Below are 19,568 nucleotides of genomic sequence, written 5' to 3' on the forward strand. Positions count from 1 at the left end.
CGGTGGAGGTAAAAAGCGGGCATAAAAAAAGCGAGCCGGTGTATAACCCCCTGCCCGCTTTTCTTTATCGGCTTGTACTGCTCACACTCAGAAGTAGTAACCAAACTGCACGTTAAAGAAGGTCTGCCAGCCGTTTTCGCCATCGCCTTCTGCAAAGGCTTTGGTGTAATCACCGGCGCCGATGAAAGGTACATTCTTGGCGCTGGTGACATCGAAGTTGGTGTACAGATTACCGGTCACCACCAGCACGCCCAGCGTGTTGATCTGTGAATCGCGGAAGGCTTCTTTGTTTTTATCCAGCAGGTTGTAGTCGTTGTACAGCTGCACCTGATTGACGATGCCACCTTTCCACGGCAGGTCGTAGCTCAGGTTCAGTACATATACATTCGCCTGTGCGGCGGCCATGTAACGCGCACCAAAACCACCCATCTGAATGGTGTCATTGCTGACGCCATCAGCGTTTTCGGCATTGTAGGAATAACGGACCGCTTCCGACTGCACACCAAAGGCACCGTAGGTCGCGGTGTAATGCAGCGCCAGAGCCTGGGCATTACCCATCTTGCCGGTGGTTTCGTTATACAGACCGCCATACTGCAGCGACACACCGGCTTCCGCCTGTTCGCTCAGGGCATAGGCCGCACGCAGGTTGAACTGGTGGGTCTCCTGATTCTGCTGCACACCGGCATCGCCATCGGAGACCACATCAAAAGAGAAACGCTGAGCATCGGTCGGAGCCGCATCGCCACTGGCGAAGTAAGCCAGCTGCAGATCCCACTTCCCCTGCTTGCTCAGTACCTTGATGCCGCTGTCGTAATCATCGTTAAAACCCAGATACAGAGTGGCATCACCCCAGTAGCTGTGAGATTCGTACGGCAGGATACCGAACGGCACCTTGGTGATACCGACCTGTACTTCGGTGTTGTCAGACGCATCGGTAGCAAAATACATATGGTGCACCATAGCGCCATTGCCGCTGTCGTACCAGCGGTACTGGCTCGACAGGCGTACGCCCTGATGTTCGGCTTCGATACCCAGGTTGATCTGGTTATAGGTGAAATCGCCACCACGTTCGGTCTGCGCTTCACTCCAGTCTTTGTAGGTGTAATTCAGACGGAAGCCACCGGTCAGGCGTACACTTTCCAGCGCGGTTACCCGCTGTTCCAGACTGTTGGTTTCGTGGGTATCAGCAAAGGCCTGAGGGCCAATCAACAGGGTCGCCAGCAAGGCGCGGGAGAAGGTAGCGTTAGACATGGAATTCTCTGCGATGATTAAAACCTGACCAAGCGGTCATAAAAAGCGCAGCATCATTCCAGAATTGTCTTCTTTGTTGTATGGAATATATGTAACAGAATGTTTCTTCCTGAACCGATGATAGATTTATAACTGAACCTCACCGGAAAACCCTTAAATAACAAAGAGTTAACTTATCAGCCAGAAATCTGTTAAAGGGATGCCGGAGAAAAAGTCAGGCGCGTAAAAGCGGCGTATCCGTATATCACCTGCCAGAAATTACTCAGCCAGATAAAAATTAAGCAACTCCCGCAACTGCCCCTGCTTACGCAGCTCACTGAAGCCCTGATCCAGTACCGCTTTCAGTTCCGGACCACGGCGGTACAGGCGCGAAATCAGCATTACAAAATCATCGGCCACGATGCCGGGCACCGGTGCAAACAAAATATCATCACCAAGATCAACATCGCCCTGACGGTACAGCCCGTGCAGAACTTCCAGCCGCGTCAGAAACAGCTCACAACGTCCGCGCCGTACCTGCGCCAGCGCCTGGGCATAATGGTTGGCTTCACGCATAACCCAGCGCGTATCGATTCCGAAGCGATTGTAGTCATAGCCCCGCAGGCCACAGATATTGTAGTTTTTCAGGTCCATGCTGTTCTGGACCAGCGGTGGAGAGGGAAAGCGGTCGAGCGAGTAGGCATAGCCAGGCTGCACCTGATAATAAGGTTCGGTCGTGAGAAAGCGTACTTTCCGCTCCTTGCTGGCCGAGGCACTGAGAGCAATCTGATAACGGCCTTTTTCTACCTCCAGCAGGCAGCGTTTCCACGGCAGCATGCGGATTTCATAATCAAAACCGGCCGCAGGTAAAATCAGCGCCAGTACATCGGCATCGTAGCCACGAACTTCATTGTCCTGCTCAAAGGTATAGGGCGGCCAGCCTGCGGCGTCGCCACAAATGCGCAGAATATCATTAGCCCGTACCGGCAACACCAGCAGCCCGGAGAGAACCAGCCATAACATCCTGCTTTGCCAGAGCTGCTGCATACATTACCCACAGGTTAGAGCTTAATTCTGAGTGTAGAAGTAAGATTCGGCCAAATACAGCCAAGAAAAAGACTGGATGCTATTAGTAAAAAAGACAGCAGCAATGCAGCACCGGTCCATTAGAACTAATATTTCTAAGCCAGTTTTCTTAGTCTGCTTTACTCAATACACCCCTAAGAATATCCACAGGAGCGTGAGTATGAGCAGCAATATACCCTTCAGACTGTTGTTGAGCGGACTACTTGGTGCAGGTCTTGCCGCCTGTAGTAACGACTCGTCCAACAGCAGTTCCGACAACAACACCCCGATATCCGGCAAAGTTGCCGATGGCTACCTGGCCGGAGCCAAAGTCTGCCTTGATCTCAACGCAAATCAGGCCTGTGATGACGACGAGCCATCCACAACTTCATCATCCGGCGGCAGTTTTACTATTGCCAATGCTACCGCCACACAGATTGCCAGCGCTGCCATTGTGGTTGAAGTTGTCATTGGAGAAACCATCGATGAAGATAATCCAGGCACCCCTATCGACCGTACCTACACTCTCACCGCTCCTCCCGGATACGGTTTTGTCAGCCCTCTGACCACCATGGTACAGAATGAAGTCCGGGAAAAAGGCATCTCTCCGGATGAAGCCAAAGCAAGCATTCAGACCCGCTTGGGCACCACTGTAGACCTTGAAGATGATTACGTTGCCGGCAGCGGTGATGGTGGCAGTAATGCGTCCGAATTCGAACGTGTGCATAAAGTGGCGCAGGTTACCCGTGCAGTAATGCAGAACAATATAGAAACCGTCACTCAGGTTCTGGATGGCACTGATGTATCTTTTGAAGATGTATTGGCGTTAATCGTCAGCCAAGTGCTTGAAGCTCTGGAGACGATCGGTAGCGCCGTTGATAACAACAGCGGTGATTTTGATGCCGACGCTCTGGTGGACTCCGGGGCTGTGGATGGTGCCAGCGTTGACCCATCCACCGTGGAGGACGATCTGGCCGAACGTGAGGCCGAACGTACTGCCAGCAGCATCAGCATTGCGGATGTACTGGGTGGTGGTGGCAGCCTGCATTTCTTTGAAGGTGATGAAGATAACGACCAGATCAGCTTCTCCTATGGCACAGTGGCTCCCGGTGAAAGCAGCAGTGTGGTGGTAACTAATTACCGCTACAACAGCAGCAATGGTTTATGGGAGACTGAGGCGGCAGACAGTAGTAGTGAGCAAAACTGCATTCTCTCCGCCGGAGCCTGGACCTGCATTAACGACAACGATGAAACCATCGCCATCAGTGGCAGCAGTGTGGTGGTAAGCCGCGGCGGTCTGAGTGCAGCTCAGGAGATCATTACCGGCGTGGCCGTCAGTCTCAATGGCCGACGTATTCAAACTTATGCCAATGATGAATATTTTGCTCTGGCGCTTGATCCTACCGCTAAATTCAGCACCGCTGCCACAGGTTATAAACTGACCTTTACTCGCAACAACGACTACTACGAACTGTACAAAGAAAATGCCGCCAGTATTGGCGCCTGCTGGGATGGTGATGCCAATTCCGAAGGTCCTTGGGCGCCAACCGACACCTGGTGTAATAACGTTTTTACCCGCACCGGTGACGGTAACAGCATGACCGACGGCACAGCCGCCACGGCACTGTCTGAGCTGATTTCGGCCAGCGCGGCGGTCAGCCCGGAGACCCCGGAAGATATTAAAGGCACCGATCTTTACGGCAACGACAAGAGCTGGATGATGGAGTTTGTCAGCGGTGGCACGGTCAACTTCTATCCGTTCAGTTATGGTGAGGGCGGACCAACATTGGGCAGCAAAGTCAGCGGCAGCTGGGTGCAGAAAACCGTCGACAGCAAAACCATTCTGCAATTTACCATTCCGGATCTGGTGGCTGCTCAGGGGGATTTTGACCGCTATGACCGTGTGCAGTTTTTCACCGTGCATGAAGGCTATGTACGCCGCGGCTATGTAGCCAAAGCCGGCAGCAGCAGTGATGACGAGTGGGTCTTTAACGATACCGCGCGCGACGATATAAAAGCCGCCTTCGATGACAGTCTGCTGGTCAGTCTGATTGCCTGTGCCAGCGGAGATGCTGACGCTGCGTTAATCGGCGCGCTGGATACAGCGGCAACAGGTTGCTCCGCCACAGCCTTTATCAGTGACGATGTCGCCGGTAAGTCTCTGACCTCCGACTTCGGCATATTCACCTTCGCCGCCAACAACACCGGCAGCTACTTTGGTGAACTGGGTGATGATGGCCAGAAGTATCTCGACTTCACCTGGAGCATTAATGGCAGCGGCTACATCGTCATTAACACCTCCACACCGAACGGCGATGGCACCACCCTCTACCTGCGCATGAACATTGCCAAGGTTGAGCAGAATGCGCGTCAGGTCAGTGTGGTTACCCTGGGGCTGGAAGCCGACAGCGAAGCCGGATTAGACGGCGCCAGTGGTGATGTCCGCGGCGAGGTGTGGAATATCCGCTGATAACCACAGCGTTCGCCAGAAACAAAAACGCCCGGCATTACTGACGCAATGCCGGGCGTTTTTTTGGATCTGCTGCGGTCAGAAATCGGCCAGCATATTGCGCAGACTGGACAGGGTTTCCTGGCCGCGCTGTTTCTGCTCTTCGGCGGAGGTTTCGGTTTTACCTTCCCAGACGATATCGTCCGGTGGCAGCTCATCGAGGAAGCGCGAATGGGTGGTATCCATGGCTTCGCCAAACTGACGCCGCTTACCGGCATAGGTTAGAGTGAGGGTGCGCTTGGCGCGGGTAATGCCCACGTACATCAGGCGCCGTTCTTCCTCGATGGTATCGGCCTCGATGCTGTTGCGGTGCGGCATCAGCTCTTCTTCCATGCCCATGATATAGACGTGCGGAAATTCCAGACCTTTGGAGGCATGCAGCGTCATCAGCTGCACCTGATCGGCTTCGTCTTCTTTCTCCTGCTGCTCCATCATATCGCGCAGGATCAGCTTGGACACCGCATCTTCGATGGTGCATTCATCGCCCAGCTCTTCCGCCTTACTGATCATCTTGCTGATTGAATCGACCAGGAACCAGACGTTCTTCATGCGCCGTTCGGCCTGATTCGGCGTGCCGGAGTTCTGCAGCAGATAACCTTCGTAGTCGATATCGCTGATCATCTCTTTGACTGCCGCCACCGGATCATCGGTATAGGCGTTGCGGGTAATGCCTTCGAGCCAGTGACCAAAGCGGCGCAGACGATCCAGCGCCTTTGGCATCAGCTGTTGCTCCAGCCCCATTTCGGTGGTCGCCGCCATCATTGAGATACCGCGCATGGCGGCGTATTCGCCCAGCTTTTCGATGGTGGTCGGGCCAATTTCGCGGCGCGGCGTGTTAATCACGCGCAGGAAAGCCGCATCATCGGTCGGGTTAATCAGCAGCCGCAGGTAACCCATGATGTCTTTGATCTCGTTGCGGCCAAAGAACGACTGGCCGCCACTGAGTTTGTACGGCACCTGATAGGCCTGCAGTTTCATCTCGATCACACGCGACTGGTGGTTACCACGATAGAGCACGGCAAAATCGCGGTAGCCACAGCCATAACGCAGGCGGCGCTCGACGATTTCGGTGGCAATGCGCTCGGCTTCCACTTCGTCGTTGCGGCATTTAAGAATCTTGATCGGGTCACCGTAGCCCATATCGGACCACAGCTTTTTCTCGAATTCGTGCGGGTTGTTGTCGATCACCCGGTTCGCGGCGTTCAGGATCAGGCCGGTGGAGCGGTAATTCTGCTCCAGCTTAACGATCTTCAGCGTCGGAAAGTCTTTTTTCAGCAGCGACAGGTTTTCCGGACGGGCACCACGCCAGGCATAGATCGACTGGTCATCGTCACCTACCACCGTCAGACCGGTGCGGTGACCAACCAGCAGCTTCACCAGCTCGTACTGGCTGGTATTGGTGTCCTGATACTCATCCACCAGCAGATAGCGGATCTTCTTCTGCCAGCGGGTCAGCACTTCCGGGTGATCACGGAACAGCACCGTCGGCACCATGATCAGGTCGTCAAAATCCACCGCGTTATAGGCTTTCAGCATGCGCTGATAAACGCTGTAGGTCTGGGCGATCAGCAATTCCTGCGGAGTCGATGCCACTTTGATGGCATGGTCGGGGGCGATCAGGTCGTTTTTGAGGTTGGAGATGGCGTTCTGCACCAGCTCGATCATATCGCCGTCGTCACCGTGTTCACGGTGCATCACGTCGCGGATAATGCCTTTGCAGTCATCCTGATCAAGAATTGAGAAACCATTTTTATAACCGGCGGTGGTCAGCTCATGGCGGATGATATTCAGGCCGAGGTTGTGGAAGGTCGATACCGTCAGGCCCTTGGCACCGCCTTTACCCACCAGCGACATCACCCGCTCTTTCATCTCGCGCGCGGCTTTATTGGTAAAGGTTACCGCGGCGATATGGTACGACTTAATACCGCACACACCGATCAGGTAAGCAATTTTACGGGTAATCACCGACGTCTTGCCGGAGCCAGCACCGGCCAGTACCAGCAGCGGGCCATCCACATATTTGGCGGCTTCTTTCTGACGGGGATTGAGCTGACTTAGATCGACCACGGGCTTACCTCTCTGACGGGCGGGCATTCTAACAGCTCAGCGCATGGTTGGAATCCGCCGCAACGTGACTCGGACAGCGAACAGGCACAACTGTCACTGCTTTTATCACCATCGCTGCGGACTCTGGTACGCAAGTCTTTGTCCCTGAAGGATATTTTTCTGCCACAAAAGGAGACACACAACCCGAAATGTCCTATATATAAACACTGATTATTAAAAGAAATGGTTATGGATCGCGTCGTATATTGCCATTCCGGCAACAATACGGAGGTCACACAACCGGGCGTCGCCTTACGGGCAGACACATACCAGACCTAATTCAGTTCGGGTTTTATGGAATTTTCACCACATCAGTCCAGGCTCAATCTGTTGATTCTGAGCACCTGCGAACAGCGCCTCGGAGACCTGCAACACTGGCTGGGTCAACATCAGAGGCAGGACGCTATGCGAACGGAATTCCTGTTCCTGAATCCGCTCTCAACGTCTGCCCTGCCCCCCTCAGGCGACGGTTGGCAAGCTGCAGTACTGTTGATAGACACCTTTACAACTGCCCAGCAACAATGGCTTACCCAACTTCCGCCACACCTGCCCTGCCTGATTATTTCCACCACCAAACACCGCGATCAACTGCCTCCGTCCGGACACTGGCTGGCGCTGGATGATTTTAATCGTCAGCGTTTTTTCCAGAGCCTGGGACCTCTGCAACAGCAGGTACTCAGGAACATTCCGGCACCCTTACAGCGCAATGATTTTTTTACCCGCCTGCGCCAGCAACTGACCCAGGCAGACCATGGCTATTATCTGCAGGTGCTGCAATGCCGCTGGTTACGGCATCAGCATGACCGTGACAGCTGGCAGCAACGGGAAAGTATTCAGCAGGAATTTGAACGCACCATCAGCCGGCGCGCCCCCGCCGGAGCCATTATCGGCCGTATCCTGGATGATCAGCTGGTTGTGGTCAGTGACAATTACTACGAACTCCATGCCGACTGGCTGCCGCTGCAGCCGGACGATGACGACCGCCCCTGGGTGGTGTACCACAGCTCACCATTGTGTATCAGCGGTTTCTCTGCCCTGAGTGCAGTATTGCAGGAAGGTGTACAACAGATTGCGCGGGAACGACTGGTACAGGAAGCCCAGTTCGAATGGCGCCAGCAGGACACCGGCCTGAGCCTGCTGAGCGGTATTCATCTGGCCTTGCAGCGTGATGAGTTTTACCTTGAATACCAGCCCCAGTTTGACAGCCGTACCGGGGCGCTGGTCGGGGCCGAAGCGTTAATGCGCTGGCGCCATCCGGCGCTGGGGGTTATCCCGCCCACAGTGTTTATCCGCGAGGCCGAAAATGCCGGACTGATTCAGGCGCTGGGCCAATGGGCATTGCGCGAAACCATCAGTGCCTGGTGCCGGCTGCAGGAGCTGCTCGACCACCCGCTGCGCATGGCGGTGAACGTCTCTTTTCCGGAGGTTGCCGATCCCTTTTATACCCGGCAGGTACTCGACTTACTCGACCAGTTTGGCATGCCACCACAGTTTCTGGAGCTGGAACTGACCGAAACCGCCATGATGCGCGACGCCAGCGTATCCTTATTGAATCTGCGCCAGCTGAAAGCCGCGGGCGTGCACATTGTGCTGGATGATTTCGGCACCGGCTTCTCATCGCTGTCCCATTTAAGTGACCTGCCACTGACCGGTATCAAGCTTGACCGTGCCTTTGTCTCACCGTTGCCCGACCACGGACCACAAAGCCATATTGTTACCACCATGCTGGATCTGGCGAACCGCCTGAAGCTGGAAACAACGGCTGAAGGTGTTGAAGACAGTGCCTGTCTGGAAGAGATACGCCGGCTCGGCTGCGACCGCATTCAGGGCTATATTTACGCCCGCCCACTGGCGCTGGGCGAACTGATCTCACAAGCGAAAAGCGGCTTTCCGGAACATTCAGGATTTACTCAGGGACGCTTGTTCTGAGGCGCCGGTGACGGTTCTGTGGGGCGCTCTTTCGGGCCGAAAAAGGCTTCGCCGTCAAAAGGGCTTTCCGTATTGACGTGGTAATACACCATAACTGCCACGGTCAGGGCGATGATGATCAGGAAGACAATCAGTTGCTTTACCATGCTTTATATCCACAGGGTTTCTCCAAGTGTGGCAGATACTGACATCTGTGCAAATAATGCACAAATCTGCAGCCGCCAGCCTTACCCCTGCCGGTAACGATCCAGCGTGCGGTAGCCCAGCGCTTCGAGCAGATGCACACGACCGATAGCCGGCTGGGCATCTAGGTCGGCAATGGTGCGGGCAATATTCAGCAGACGGTGATACCCCCGGGCCGACAGCTGCAGCCGCTCAATCGCCGCCAGCAGCCAGTGCTGATCCTCTTCATTCAGCACGCAAACCTGCTCGCGCAGTGTGGGGCTCAGCTCGGCATTAGCGCACCCCTGACGCTGTTGCTGCAGCGCCTGCGCCGCCATCACACGCTGCTGTACTGCCGCGCTGCTTTCACCGGCCGGAGCCTGCTGCAGCAACGCGGTGGCAATGGGAGGTACTTCAACGTGCAGATCTATACGGTCGAGCAGCGGCCCGGAAGTCTGTCCCTGATAGCGGCGGATCTGCTCCTGGGTGCAGTGGCAGCGTCCGGCCGGATCACCAAAATAACCACAGGGACAGGGATTCATCGCCGCAATCAGCTGAAAACGCGCAGGATAGGTAATTGAGCGGTTGGCACGGCTGATAACAATACGTCCGCTTTCCAGCGGTTCACGCAGCACATCCAGCACTTTGCGGCTGAATTCCGGTAACTCATCCAGAAACAGCACACCACCATGGGCCAGTGAGATTTCACCGGGCTTGGGGGTTGTGCCACCACCAACCAGAGCCACTCCGGATGCGGTATGGTGCGGCGCGCGGAAAGGCCGCACGCGCCACTGATCCTGCCACTGCGACGGCTGACTGCTGATGGAATAAACCGACGCCGACACCAGCGCTTCTTCTTCACTCATGGGCGGCAAAATGCCGGGCAGACGGCTGGCCAGCATGGTTTTGCCGGTGCCCGGCGGGCCAATAAACAGCAGGTTATGCTGACCTGCTGCGGCAATTTCCAGCGCCCGCCGCGCCTGTGGCTGGCCGCGCACATCGGTTAAGTCGGCCTGTTGCGGACGCCCCGCGGGGACAGCATTGCCCGCTGTTACAGCTGTCAGGCTCTGTTGCCCATGCAGATAAGCGGTCACCTCCAGCAGGCTGGCGGCGCTGCGGAATTCCCCCTGAGAACACAGTGCCGCTTCGCTGGCATTGGCCTGGGGTAACACCAGCACATTACCCGCACGGGCTGCCTGCAGGGCACAGGGCAATACTCCGGGTACCGGCTGTAAATCTCCGCCCAGACTCAACTCACCGATAAATTCATGGCCATCCAGAGCGGTGGCCGGAATCTGGCCGGAAGCCGCAAGAATGCCCAGCGCAATGGCCAGATCATAACGGCCACCTTCTTTTGGCAAATCAGCAGGAGACAGATTGATGGTGATGCGCTTGGCGGGGAATTCAAACTGCGCGTTCATCAGGGCAGAACGCACGCGGTCTTTACTTTCTTTAACGGCGGTTTCCGGCAACCCCACCAGGCTGAGCGACGGCAGGCCACTGGACAGGTGCACCTCAACAATGACCGGCGGAGCATCAATACCCAGCTGCGCGCGGGTAAATACGCGGGCTAACGACATAAGCAATCCTTTGCTGTACGGCTGAAACCTCAGGGTAATGCAAAGTGCTGCAATTGCCTATGTGCAGACAAAAGACAACCGGGTCACGCACAGAGCTGCGATTAGCCGCTAAAATACCTGCATCGTTATCTGCCTCCTTCCGGAAATCCCATGATCAGCTTCGCACGTCAATCCAGCTTGTTACCTCTGAGTCTGCTGCTGAGTCTTACTCTCAGTGCCTGCGGAGGCAGTAGTGGCAGCAGCAACCCGACAGCCACGTACTCGTTATCGGGCCAGCTGAGCATTGCCACCGGTATTGTTACCGATTCCGATATCAATGATATCTACGCGCCTTATGCCAGTAATGATGATCCCACCAATCCACAACTGTTAAGTAACCTGACGACTGTTCAGGGTTTTGCTTCCGCCAGAGCAACCAATGCCGCAGTATCTGATAACCGCGAATCTGAACGTTATGCCGACAGCGCAGACCGCGACGATTACTTTAAGGCCAGCCTGCAAGCGGGGCAGACCATCCGCCTGCAGGTTGTCAACTTTACCCATACAAGCGAGGGCTATTATGGCGACCTTGATTTGTTTCTCGCCGAAGCAACCCCGAATGCTGAAGGCGATTATCTGCTGGCTGACAAATCACAGCGTGGCCCGGTGGATGGTGCTGCCGGAGCTTTTGAAGAAGTCACCGTTCCGGCCGACGGCGACTATCTGATTAACGTTTACGCCGATTCCGGTATTTCCAAATACGTACTGCAGATTCTGCCCGCCAGTGCATCGGCATCCGCAAACAGAATGGATGATTTTGTCGCCGACGAAATCATTGTTAAAGCCAAAGCAGGCAGCAGCATCAGCACCCAGGCACGTAATGCTGGCTTAAACACCGTGCTCAGTCCTGTGGCTCTGAACCAGCTGAATGCAGCATCGGCAAACGATCCGGACAAACCACAGCTGCTCAGCCTTAACCGCAGCAGCGCGCGGTTAAGCGCCGGCAGTGCTGAGCCCGATCTGCTGCGTGCGTTCAGCGAGGCTCTGTATAACAAACGCCAGACCCTGATCGACAGCAAACGTCTGCGCCAGCAGGAAGGAATCGAATACGCCGAACCCAATTACATCCGCAAGGCTCAGGCCACAGCCAACGATCCCTACTACCGCTACCAGTGGCATTATCCGGCCATCAATCTGCCGCAGACCTGGGATCTGAGCAAAGGTGATGGCGTCATCGTGGCGGTCATCGATACCGGTGTGTATCTGGCCCATCCGGATCTGAGTGGTCAGCTGATTGCGGGCTATGACTTTATTGCCAATAGAGACAGCGCCCGCGATGGCAATGGCATCGATAACAATCCTGATGATCCCGGCGACAGCGATATTCCCGGAGCCAGTTCCTGGCATGGTACCCATGTTGCCGGCACCATTGCTGCCGCAAGCAATAACGGCATTGGCGGCGCGGGCGTCGCCTGGAACGCGAAAATCATGCCGCTGCGGGTGCTGGGTAAAAATGACGGCACGTCCTACGACATCATTCAGGCCGTACGTTATGCCGCCCGGTTAAGCAATGACAGCAACACACTGCCAGCCCAAAAGGCCGATGTGATAAACCTCAGCCTGGGGGGAAGCAGTTCATCGGCGGCGGAGCAGGCGGTGTACGCCGCGGCGCGCAATGCCGGAGTGATTATTGTTGCCGCTGCCGGTAACGAGGCCACCTCCTCACCATTTTATCCGGCGGCCTATCCGGAAGTGATTTCCGTCAGCGCCACCCGTTACAACGGCACACTGGCCTCGTATTCCAATTATGGCAGCACCATCAGCGTTGCAGCCCCTGGTGGAGAGCTGAGAAATGACGATAACCACGACGGTAAGAAGGATGGCGTGTTCAGCACGTTCGCCGATGACAGCAGCGGCTCACGTCAACCCAGCTATGACCTGTATGAAGGAACCTCCATGGCCAGCCCGCACGTGGCCGGGGTGATTGCGCTGATGAAATCCGTTTACCCGGCGCTGTCTGCCAGCGATGTCGATCAGTTATTGCAGAGCTGTGTCATCACCAGTAAAGCCACCAGCTGTAACCGTGACAACCAGTTGGGTTATGGTCAGATTGATGCCTATCGCGCAGTCAGCGAAGCACTGAAACTGGCTGGCGGCGGCACCCTGCCGCCACGTCCGGTGGCGCTGCAGTCTTCTCCGGCGGAGCTGGTATTTGGCAGCGACAACAGCCTCATTTTTACCCTGAGCAATGCCGGTGATCTGCAACCGGGGCAACTTACGCTCAGTGATGATGCTGACTGGCTGAGCATTACAGCGGTCAGTGTCGACGACAAAAACCTCGGCGCATACAGTGCCAGCGTTAGCCGCAGCGGCCTGAGTGATGGCTACTACAACGCCACCATCAGCGTCAGCGACGGCAGCAACAGCCTGAGTATTCCGGTGTATATGCAGAATGGCGTTATCAGCAGCAACAACGCCATGACCCAGCAGTATGTATTACTCGAAGATGCCGATTGCATTGCCGCCGGGCGCGACGAGAAAGAATGTACAACCAGCATTTTTGCTCAGGCGAATGGCCGCTACAGCTTCCCGGCCGTTCCTGCTGGCCGCTACTCCCTGCTGGCCGGCTCTGATATTGATGTGGATAACGTGATCTGTCAGGCCGGAGAAACCTGTGGCGCTTATCCCAGCCTGGGGGCACAACAGATTATTGAGATAAGCGCGAGCCGCAGCGGAGTGAACTTTCTGATAAACCTGAACAGCAATCTGGGCAGCAACAGCCAAAGCACAGCCCATACGCTGCAGCGGCAACAACCCATTGTCTCCGGCGAAGCGGACAAAAGTTCTGCTCCATGATGCCGGTAAAGGCGATGCAGCATCGTTCAGCTGCGGTTTAGCCGCCGTTCAGCATACTGACGGCTCTGTGCCCGATGGATGTCATGGATGAAACTACCGGATAACGGCCTGCAGCTTGCTGCGCTGACGCTGGTACTGCTGCTCAGCGGCTGCACCGTTTACCCCAGCAAAGTGCCGCTGGATCAGGGCTATGCCCGCTGCGAACTGGTATCACGCCAGCTGGCGCTGAACTATGAGTGGCTGGAGGCTAACACACATGCCAACCTGCTGCGGGGTTTGGGGGATTGTCAGCAAAGCACCGAAGTCTGCCTCGCAGCCTATTGTGGTGATTATCGGTGGCTGGACCGCCGGCAGCGCCATCGTCTCCGGCTCAGTATTTCTCGCCGGTAACACCATTCACTGGCTGGAATATCAGGGGCGCTGCGACGACAGCGGATTGCGGCAACTGATTAAATGGACAAGGCCGCCATTACAAGCAGCGCCCATGCAGGTCAGCCGTTACTGACAGCGGGTTATTGAAGGCGGGTACTCAGCGCCTGCAGCAGCGGCACCAGACGTTGTGGATAATGCGGCGGGGCGATATAGCCACGGTAAGCGCCCTGTTTATCCAGAATCACCAGATTGGCACTGTGATCCATCAGATAAGCCACGCCTTCGCCACGCTCCACTTTGCCATACACCGCATTGAGTTCTGCCGCCAGCACGCCCAAACCATTGGCATTACCGGTTAAACCCAGAAAACTCTTATTGAAGTACGCCATATAAGGCTGCAGAGACTGTGGGCTGTCACGCTCAGGATCGACCGAAACCAGCACCACCTGCCATTGCTCGCGGATATCCGCCGGCAACTGTTTCCAGCTGCGGCTGAGGTCGGCCAGTGTGGTCGGGCAGATATCCGGGCAAAAGGTGTAACCAAAAAACAGCAGCACATTGCGCCCCTGCAGTTCTCGCAATGCCATCCGCTGCCCATGCTGATTAATAAAGACCTGATCGCTCACGGCCAGCGCACGCGGAAACAGCATCAGACCATCCTGTTGCAGCAGCTGTGCCTGCTGCCATTGCGGTGCATAAGCAACACCTGCACCGGTCAGCCATGCCGCAAGTAACAGTAAAAACAGTACAATCGCTTTTTTCATCGTGACCAACACCTGCTCAAAGCCTTAACCCCAAATATGTAATCGCAAAACTGAGACGCGGAGTATATCAGCCATGACGGCCAGCCACGCAGTAACAGCCCCTTCTCTGGCTGCGACACAACGCCGCATCTGGATGCTGGCCTGGCCAATTATGCTCAGCAACATCACGGTGCCGTTGCTGGGGCTGGCCGACAGCGCGGTACTGGCACACCTGCCCGACCCGCAACACCTTGGCGCGGTAGCGATAGGCGCGCAGTTATTTACCCTGCTGCTGTGGAGCTTTGGTTTTCTGCGCATGGGTACCACCGCCGTTACCGCCCGCGCCGCCGGAGCACAGCAGCAGGCGCAGGTCATTGAGAGTCTGCAACATTCGTTATGGCTGGTGCTGCCAATCTGCCTGCTGGTTATGGCTGCAGCTTTTATCGCGCTGCCGTGGCTGCTGCCGTTAATGGGGGGCAGCGATAATGTGCAGAGCGGAGCGGCAGAATATCTCAGCATCCGCCTGTTATCGGCACCGGCGGTGCTGGCGCAGTATGTACTCACCGGCTGGTTTATCGGTTTGGGGAAAACCCGCATTCCGCTGCTGATTCTGACACTCGTGAATAGTCTCAATGCCGTGCTGGATTATCTGCTGGTCTTTCACGCCGGGATGACCAGTGACGGTGTGGCGCTGGGCAGCGTGCTGGCGGATTACAGCGGCTTAATCGCGGCGCTGTATTTTGCCCGCCGCCATGGTTTGCAATCACTGGGAGTCCGCCCGCCGCTGATAACACTGCGCCCGCTGTTACGTATCAACCGGCACTTATTTGTGCGCACCCTGTGCCTGCTGCTGGTATTTGCCTTTTTTACCGCTCAGGGAGCGCGGATGGGTGAGCTGACACTGGCCACTAATGCATTACTGATTACTGCGCTGTTGCTGATATCCAATGCGCTGGATGGTTTTGCCCATGCCGCCGAAAACCTGACCGGGCACAGTCTGGGCCAGGCCGACAGCGGGCAATTGCGCCAGACGCTGCAGCTCACCGGCCTGAACATGCTGGGGCTGGCAGCTACCCTGACTCTGGCCTTATGGCTGGCGGGGCCTTACCTGCTCAGTCTGATGACCAGTCAGCCTGAGTTGTTGCCACAGCTGCAGCGCTATCAGCACTACCTGTTCTGGCTGCCTTTAGTGGGGGTGGCCAGCTACTGGCTGGATGGGGTATTTATCGGAGCACAGGCCAGTGCCGCCATGCGCAACGCCATGCTGGCGGCTGCTTTGCTGGTATTTCTGCCAATCTGGTGGCTGAGCAGAGAGTGGGGGAACGACGGCCTGTGGTGGTCTTTTTACGCCTTCCTCACGACCCGGGCTCTGTTTGCAATTAACACTTTTTTGACACTGTGGAGGCGTCCACAAAATTTTATGTAAATCGACTGGTTGCGGCGTCAAACTTTACTATACTTTCCAAAGTCGACAGAAATTAGATTCGTAAACTATTGATTTTAAAAGATTTTTTAACAAATTAATTTTTAGATCAATTCCGTCTAAGTTGTGCCGTGATTTTCCATTGCGTGTGTAAACCTGAGCTTATAGCTTTACCACACCCTAATCACGGCAGATTGGAAACGAGGCAAACGCATGACCATGGAAGTTATCAACCAGCAAATCCGCAACGCCCTCAGTGATGAAGCCATTACCCTGCAACTGCAGAATGCCCTGAGCTCCCGCGCCGATCAGGTTGCCCGCATCGTCGATCTGCCTGAAGGTGAAGCGGCAGAAAAACTGCTGGAGTTTGTTGTCCGCTATATCGAAGACGTGCCACAAATGCTGCTCGATCTGCAGGCCGCCGCGCTGGAAGCGGGCTTAAGCCACTATGTACAGCCGGTTATCCAGATGGCGACCGAGTTTTTCGTGACGCCTCCGGCCGCGCTCAGCCATGAGGCTGGTCTGGCGGCTCTGATGGACAAAGCCTACCTGGCTCACCGTCTGCTGGAAGAGGTGAACGAAACCTATATCCACCGTGTTGGCCAGCCGCTGATTCCGATGGATATGACGTTGTCGAATGTGATTATCCACACCCTGATTGGCGAGCCATTCGCCAATGATCTGGACCAGCTGGTCGATATTGCCGTGAAGCGTCTGTTCGGTCCGCAGATGGCCTACCAGAGCCCGGAATTCAAAGCCTTTATGAACCGTCAGGAAGCCAGCAATCTGGTGCATATCTGGCGCCAGTGGCCATCTATGTCAAATGAGATGGGCTTAACCAGCACCCTGTTGTAACAGCCGCACATCAGGCCAGCCGGCGTTGCATCTCCGGCAGGCGTTGCAGGATAAACTCCTGCAACGCCTGTACGCGCGCACTGCGGCGCATATCTTTGTGATACACAAACCACATTAATGACGGCTCAGCGCTGAGTCCGAACTCTACCTGCTTCAGACCTGACATACTGTCAGCCAGACGCTGCAAAGCCCCCACCGGGCCAATGCCCATGCCTTCTTTTACCGCCGACAAAATGTCGTTAAAGCTGTTGCTCTGAAAGGCGATCTGGTCCGGATCAAGCTTTTCCAGCAATTGCCGGATGCCGGAAATCCGTTGCTTTTCTCCGGTCGGCAACGCCCACCAATGACGGTTAATGTCGGCCATTGAGTGTGGCAGGCCATGGCGTTCGATATAACTGTCCGCTGCACAGTAATGCATTTGTACCGGCAACAGCGCCCGGGCAATCAGATCCGGTTCCCGCGGCTCGGCGCCCATACGGATGGCCACATGCACATCACCACGCGCCAGGGATAACACATCGTCGGTAGCGACAATCTGCACCCGGATCTGTGGAAATTCCTGACGGAACGCATGCAGCAACGGCGTAAAAAACGGTGAAAAATCAGACACCGTGGAAATACGCAAAGTGCCGGAAGGTGAAGCATCCAGCGTCGATAATGTCCCCTGCAAACGGCGCATATCGGCCACGATCGGATGCATTTTCTCCAGCAGCAGCTGCCCGGCATCGGTCAGCCGGTAGCCGCGCTGATGGCGGATAAAGAGCTTATGTCCCAGTTGTTGCTCCAGCCGGTTAATGTGGCGCAACACCGTGCTGTGATTCATTCCCAAACGCTCTCCGGCGCGACTGAGACTGCCGGATTCGGCGACCTGATAGGCTATGCGGATATCGTCCCAACTGGTTTCCATGATCAGTTCTCTGAAAATTGTGTGTCACTACACTCAGGTTGTGCATATTTGCACAACAGTTGTCCGATTATGCGTGTTTTTTTGCTGAACTAAAGTCGCTATGGTGAGTTCTTATCGAGATCAATTCTCAAGGGCACTTCAGGGTCAGGTTTTATGATACGCAACACCACCTCTGCTTACGGCTGGGTCAGCATTGCCTTCCACTGGCTGATGGCGCTGGCCGTTTTCGGGTTGTTTGGCCTGGGGCTGTATATGGTAGAGCTGACCTATTACGACGCCTGGTACCGCGGCTCGCTGGATCTGCACAAAAGTGCCGGCGTCATGCTGGCACTGGCGTGGCTGTTGCGTCTTATCTGGAAGTTGCGTAACCCGCAACCGCAGCCACTGGGCAATAAAGTCTGGGAACATAAAGTCGCGCATCTGACGCACATTCTGCTGTACCTGCTGATGCTGGCACTGTTCGTCAGCGGCTATCTGATTTCCACCGCCGATGGCCGTGCCATTGAGGTGTTTGGCTTGTTTGAGCTACCCGCCACTCTGACGCACGCCAATCAGGAAGATATCGCCGGTGTCATTCACTGGGCGCTGGCCTGGAGCATAATGATGCTGGCCGGATTGCATGCCGTAGCTGCCATCAAACACCACTGGCTGGATAAAGACAAAACACTGGTGCGGATGCTTAAACCCGGTGCTTAAGCTCCCCCGCAGAACAACTTATTAATGACAAACCGCTTTAAAAACCCAAGGAGCGAACGATGAAAAAACTGATGCTTGCTGCCGGCCTGAGCGCCGCATTGCTGATGCCGTCACTGTCCCAGGCAGCGACCTATAAAATTGATACTCAGGGCGCCCACGCCTTTATCCAGTTCAAGATCCAGCATCTGGGTTACAGCTGGCTGCTGGGTCGTTTCAATACCTTTGATGGCCAGTTTGAATACGATGCCAAGGCACCGGAGAAGTCAGCCATTGAAGTAACGATTGATACCACCAGCCTGGATTCCAATCATGCTGAACGTGACAAGCACCTGAAAGGTTCTGACTTCCTCGATGTCAGCAAATTTCCACAGTCCACATTCAAGAGCACCGGCTTTAAATCCACCGGCGCCGGCGAAGGCGTTCTGACCGGCGATTTCACTCTGCACGGCGTAACCAAGTCGATCAGTTTTCCGGTGAAAATGATTGGTGAAGGTAAAGACCCATGGGGCGGCTACCGCGCTGGTTTTGAAGGCAAAACCACGCTGAAGCTGTCTGACTACGGTATCGATTACAACCTGGGGCCAGCCTCCACAACGGTTGAAATCGGTCTGTTTATCGAAGGTATCCGCCAGTAATCACTGGCACCTGAAATAAAGCAGGCGGAAAAACAACAGGCAGAAAGCGTTATCCGCTTTCTGCCTGTTTTGTTTCAGGCGTCCCCTGTTTTCAGGCGTCTGTTGGGCGACGACGCTTAAAGATTCCCGGCAAATTGATGACCTGCACAAAACGGAATACCAACACGGCGTGGATCAGTGCAACAATGCTGCCTACCGCATACTGCCCCGTTCCCATCATTTCCCACACCATCATCGGCAGCACCAGAATCGGAAACCAGGCCAGATAGCGATAGAACACTTTTTCAAAACGCGAACCGGCATCATTGGCCACCGGAGCATCTGTTTTTACCTTCGCATTGCTGCTCTTGTTGTTATTTTTGGACATACCCTGCACCTGTTTCAGCTGAACCTTCAGGGGAGCATATTTCAGCACTCCGGACTATTAGCCCATGGTCGGAATGTCACCACACCAAAGCCACACATTCAGCAGCAGAAAAACCGTAAACTGCTAGGCTTAACAAAGTGTTAGCGAATAGCCG

Annotated in this window: 16 protein-coding genes; 8 read left to right on the forward strand and 8 right to left on the reverse strand. The window is 55.3% G+C overall.

The features are described from left to right. Positions 1 to 87 precede the first annotated feature (87 nt). Together LGT44_RS06500 and LGT44_RS06505 are read right to left on the reverse strand one after the other, a co-directional pair. Positions 88 to 1,251, reverse strand: a complete 1,164-nt coding sequence (locus LGT44_RS06500) for a hypothetical protein (protein WP_230331786.1) — start codon at positions 1,249 to 1,251, stop codon at positions 88 to 90. A 258-nt stretch (positions 1,252 to 1,509) separates the two neighbouring features. After that, positions 1,510 to 2,253, reverse strand: a complete 744-nt coding sequence (locus LGT44_RS06505; protein ID WP_230331785.1) for a substrate-binding periplasmic protein — start codon at positions 2,251 to 2,253, stop codon at positions 1,510 to 1,512. A 223-nt stretch (positions 2,254 to 2,476) separates the two neighbouring features. Here LGT44_RS06505 and LGT44_RS06510 point away from each other — a divergent pair, with 223 nt between their 5' ends. After that, positions 2,477 to 4,765, forward strand: coding sequence for a hypothetical protein (locus LGT44_RS06510; protein WP_230331784.1), 2,289 nt, complete (start codon positions 2,477 to 2,479; stop codon positions 4,763 to 4,765). A gap of 78 nt (positions 4,766 to 4,843) precedes the next feature. Here the strand turns inward: LGT44_RS06510 and rep are convergent, their stop codons facing one another. Next, positions 4,844 to 6,871 (reverse strand): DNA helicase Rep, encoded by a 2,028-nt coding sequence (rep, locus tag LGT44_RS06515; protein WP_230333539.1) that lies wholly within the window; start codon positions 6,869 to 6,871, stop codon positions 4,844 to 4,846. A gap of 444 nt (positions 6,872 to 7,315) precedes the next feature. Between rep and LGT44_RS06520 the strand changes: the two genes are divergently transcribed. Beyond that, complete coding sequence (locus tag LGT44_RS06520) at positions 7,316 to 8,839, forward strand: EAL domain-containing protein (RefSeq protein ID WP_230331782.1); 1,524 nt, start codon at positions 7,316 to 7,318, stop codon at positions 8,837 to 8,839. Here the strand turns inward: LGT44_RS06520 and LGT44_RS06525 are convergent. Together LGT44_RS06525 and LGT44_RS06530 are read right to left on the reverse strand one after the other, a co-directional pair. Then, on the reverse strand, positions 8,821 to 8,985 hold the full coding sequence (locus tag LGT44_RS06525) for a hypothetical protein (RefSeq protein ID WP_230331781.1): 165 nt from the start codon (positions 8,983 to 8,985) through the stop codon (positions 8,821 to 8,823). The two genes, LGT44_RS06520 and LGT44_RS06525, sit on opposite strands and share 19 nt — an antisense overlap. 81 nt (positions 8,986 to 9,066) lie before the next feature. Continuing rightward, entirely contained in the window at positions 9,067 to 10,581 is a 1,515-nt protein-coding gene (locus tag LGT44_RS06530; protein WP_230331780.1) for a YifB family Mg chelatase-like AAA ATPase, read from the reverse strand. 150 nt (positions 10,582 to 10,731) lie between these two features. Here LGT44_RS06530 and LGT44_RS06535 point away from each other — a divergent pair, with 150 nt between their 5' ends. Both LGT44_RS06535 and LGT44_RS06540 read left to right on the forward strand, forming a co-directional pair. Further along, positions 10,732 to 13,416 (forward strand): S8 family serine peptidase, encoded by a 2,685-nt coding sequence (locus tag LGT44_RS06535; RefSeq protein ID WP_230331779.1) that lies wholly within the window; start codon positions 10,732 to 10,734, stop codon positions 13,414 to 13,416. Positions 13,417 to 13,503: 87 nt separating this feature from the next. Continuing rightward, positions 13,504 to 13,806, forward strand: coding sequence for a hypothetical protein (locus LGT44_RS06540; protein WP_230331778.1), 303 nt, complete (start codon positions 13,504 to 13,506; stop codon positions 13,804 to 13,806). A gap of 122 nt (positions 13,807 to 13,928) precedes the next feature. Here the strand turns inward: LGT44_RS06540 and LGT44_RS06545 are convergent, their stop codons facing one another. Then, positions 13,929 to 14,552 carry an SCO family protein gene (locus LGT44_RS06545; protein WP_230331777.1) on the reverse strand — a complete coding sequence of 208 codons (624 nt, stop codon included), beginning with the start codon at positions 14,550 to 14,552 and terminating at the stop codon, positions 13,929 to 13,931. A 73-nt stretch (positions 14,553 to 14,625) separates the two neighbouring features. Here LGT44_RS06545 and LGT44_RS06550 point away from each other — a divergent pair, with 73 nt between their 5' ends. Beyond that, positions 14,626 to 15,957, forward strand: a complete 1,332-nt coding sequence (locus tag LGT44_RS06550; protein ID WP_230331776.1) for an MATE family efflux transporter — start codon at positions 14,626 to 14,628, stop codon at positions 15,955 to 15,957. A 210-nt stretch (positions 15,958 to 16,167) separates the two neighbouring features. Next, on the forward strand, positions 16,168 to 16,809 hold the full coding sequence (locus LGT44_RS06555) for a hypothetical protein (protein ID WP_145467440.1): 642 nt from the start codon (positions 16,168 to 16,170) through the stop codon (positions 16,807 to 16,809). Between the two features lie 10 nt (positions 16,810 to 16,819). Here the strand turns inward: LGT44_RS06555 and LGT44_RS06560 are convergent, their stop codons facing one another. After that, a complete protein-coding gene (locus LGT44_RS06560) occupies positions 16,820 to 17,716 on the reverse strand; it encodes a LysR family transcriptional regulator (protein ID WP_145467438.1) in 897 nt (298 codons plus the stop codon). A 153-nt stretch (positions 17,717 to 17,869) separates the two neighbouring features. On the opposite strand from LGT44_RS06560, the gene LGT44_RS06565 reads away from it, so the two are divergent. Together LGT44_RS06565 and LGT44_RS06570 are read left to right on the forward strand one after the other, a co-directional pair. After that, positions 17,870 to 18,412 (forward strand): cytochrome b, encoded by a 543-nt coding sequence (locus tag LGT44_RS06565; protein WP_230331775.1) that lies wholly within the window; start codon positions 17,870 to 17,872, stop codon positions 18,410 to 18,412. A gap of 59 nt (positions 18,413 to 18,471) precedes the next feature. Then, a complete protein-coding gene (locus LGT44_RS06570) occupies positions 18,472 to 19,047 on the forward strand; it encodes a YceI family protein (protein ID WP_145467434.1) in 576 nt (191 codons plus the stop codon). Positions 19,048 to 19,138: 91 nt separating this feature from the next. Here the strand turns inward: LGT44_RS06570 and LGT44_RS06575 are convergent, their stop codons facing one another. Continuing rightward, positions 19,139 to 19,414, reverse strand: a complete 276-nt coding sequence (locus tag LGT44_RS06575; protein WP_145467432.1) for a hypothetical protein — start codon at positions 19,412 to 19,414, stop codon at positions 19,139 to 19,141. Positions 19,415 to 19,568: the final 154 nt, after the last annotated feature.

Source organism: Thalassolituus alkanivorans, assembly GCF_020447205.1.
Lineage (GTDB): Bacteria > Pseudomonadota > Gammaproteobacteria > Pseudomonadales > Oceanobacteraceae > Venatoribacter > Venatoribacter alkanivorans.

What these genes read in the sequence shown, in the direction of transcription:
- LGT44_RS06575 (WP_145467432.1), bottom strand. Translation starts at nt 19,414, where the DNA reads ATGTCCAAAAATAACAACAAGAGCAGCAATGCGAAGGTAAAAACAGAT.
- LGT44_RS06505 (WP_230331785.1), bottom strand. Translation starts at nt 2,253, where the DNA reads ATGTTATGGCTGGTTCTCTCCGGGCTGCTGGTGTTGCCGGTACGGGCT.
- LGT44_RS06535 (WP_230331779.1), top strand. Translation starts at nt 10,732, where the DNA reads ATGATCAGCTTCGCACGTCAATCCAGCTTGTTACCTCTGAGTCTGCTG.
- LGT44_RS06530 (WP_230331780.1), bottom strand. Translation starts at nt 10,581, where the DNA reads ATGTCGTTAGCCCGCGTATTTACCCGCGCGCAGCTGGGTATTGATGCT.
- LGT44_RS06510 (WP_230331784.1), top strand. Translation starts at nt 2,477, where the DNA reads ATGAGCAGCAATATACCCTTCAGACTGTTGTTGAGCGGACTACTTGGT.
- LGT44_RS06540 (WP_230331778.1), top strand. Translation starts at nt 13,504, where the DNA reads ATGAAACTACCGGATAACGGCCTGCAGCTTGCTGCGCTGACGCTGGTA.
- LGT44_RS06565 (WP_230331775.1), top strand. Translation starts at nt 17,870, where the DNA reads ATGATACGCAACACCACCTCTGCTTACGGCTGGGTCAGCATTGCCTTC.
- LGT44_RS06525 (WP_230331781.1), bottom strand. Translation starts at nt 8,985, where the DNA reads ATGGTAAAGCAACTGATTGTCTTCCTGATCATCATCGCCCTGACCGTG.
- LGT44_RS06545 (WP_230331777.1), bottom strand. Translation starts at nt 14,552, where the DNA reads ATGAAAAAAGCGATTGTACTGTTTTTACTGTTACTTGCGGCATGGCTG.
- LGT44_RS06520 (WP_230331782.1), top strand. Translation starts at nt 7,316, where the DNA reads ATGCGAACGGAATTCCTGTTCCTGAATCCGCTCTCAACGTCTGCCCTG.
- LGT44_RS06570 (WP_145467434.1), top strand. Translation starts at nt 18,472, where the DNA reads ATGAAAAAACTGATGCTTGCTGCCGGCCTGAGCGCCGCATTGCTGATG.
- LGT44_RS06560 (WP_145467438.1), bottom strand. Translation starts at nt 17,716, where the DNA reads ATGGAAACCAGTTGGGACGATATCCGCATAGCCTATCAGGTCGCCGAA.
- LGT44_RS06500 (WP_230331786.1), bottom strand. Translation starts at nt 1,251, where the DNA reads ATGTCTAACGCTACCTTCTCCCGCGCCTTGCTGGCGACCCTGTTGATT.
- LGT44_RS06550 (WP_230331776.1), top strand. Translation starts at nt 14,626, where the DNA reads ATGACGGCCAGCCACGCAGTAACAGCCCCTTCTCTGGCTGCGACACAA.
- LGT44_RS06555 (WP_145467440.1), top strand. Translation starts at nt 16,168, where the DNA reads ATGACCATGGAAGTTATCAACCAGCAAATCCGCAACGCCCTCAGTGAT.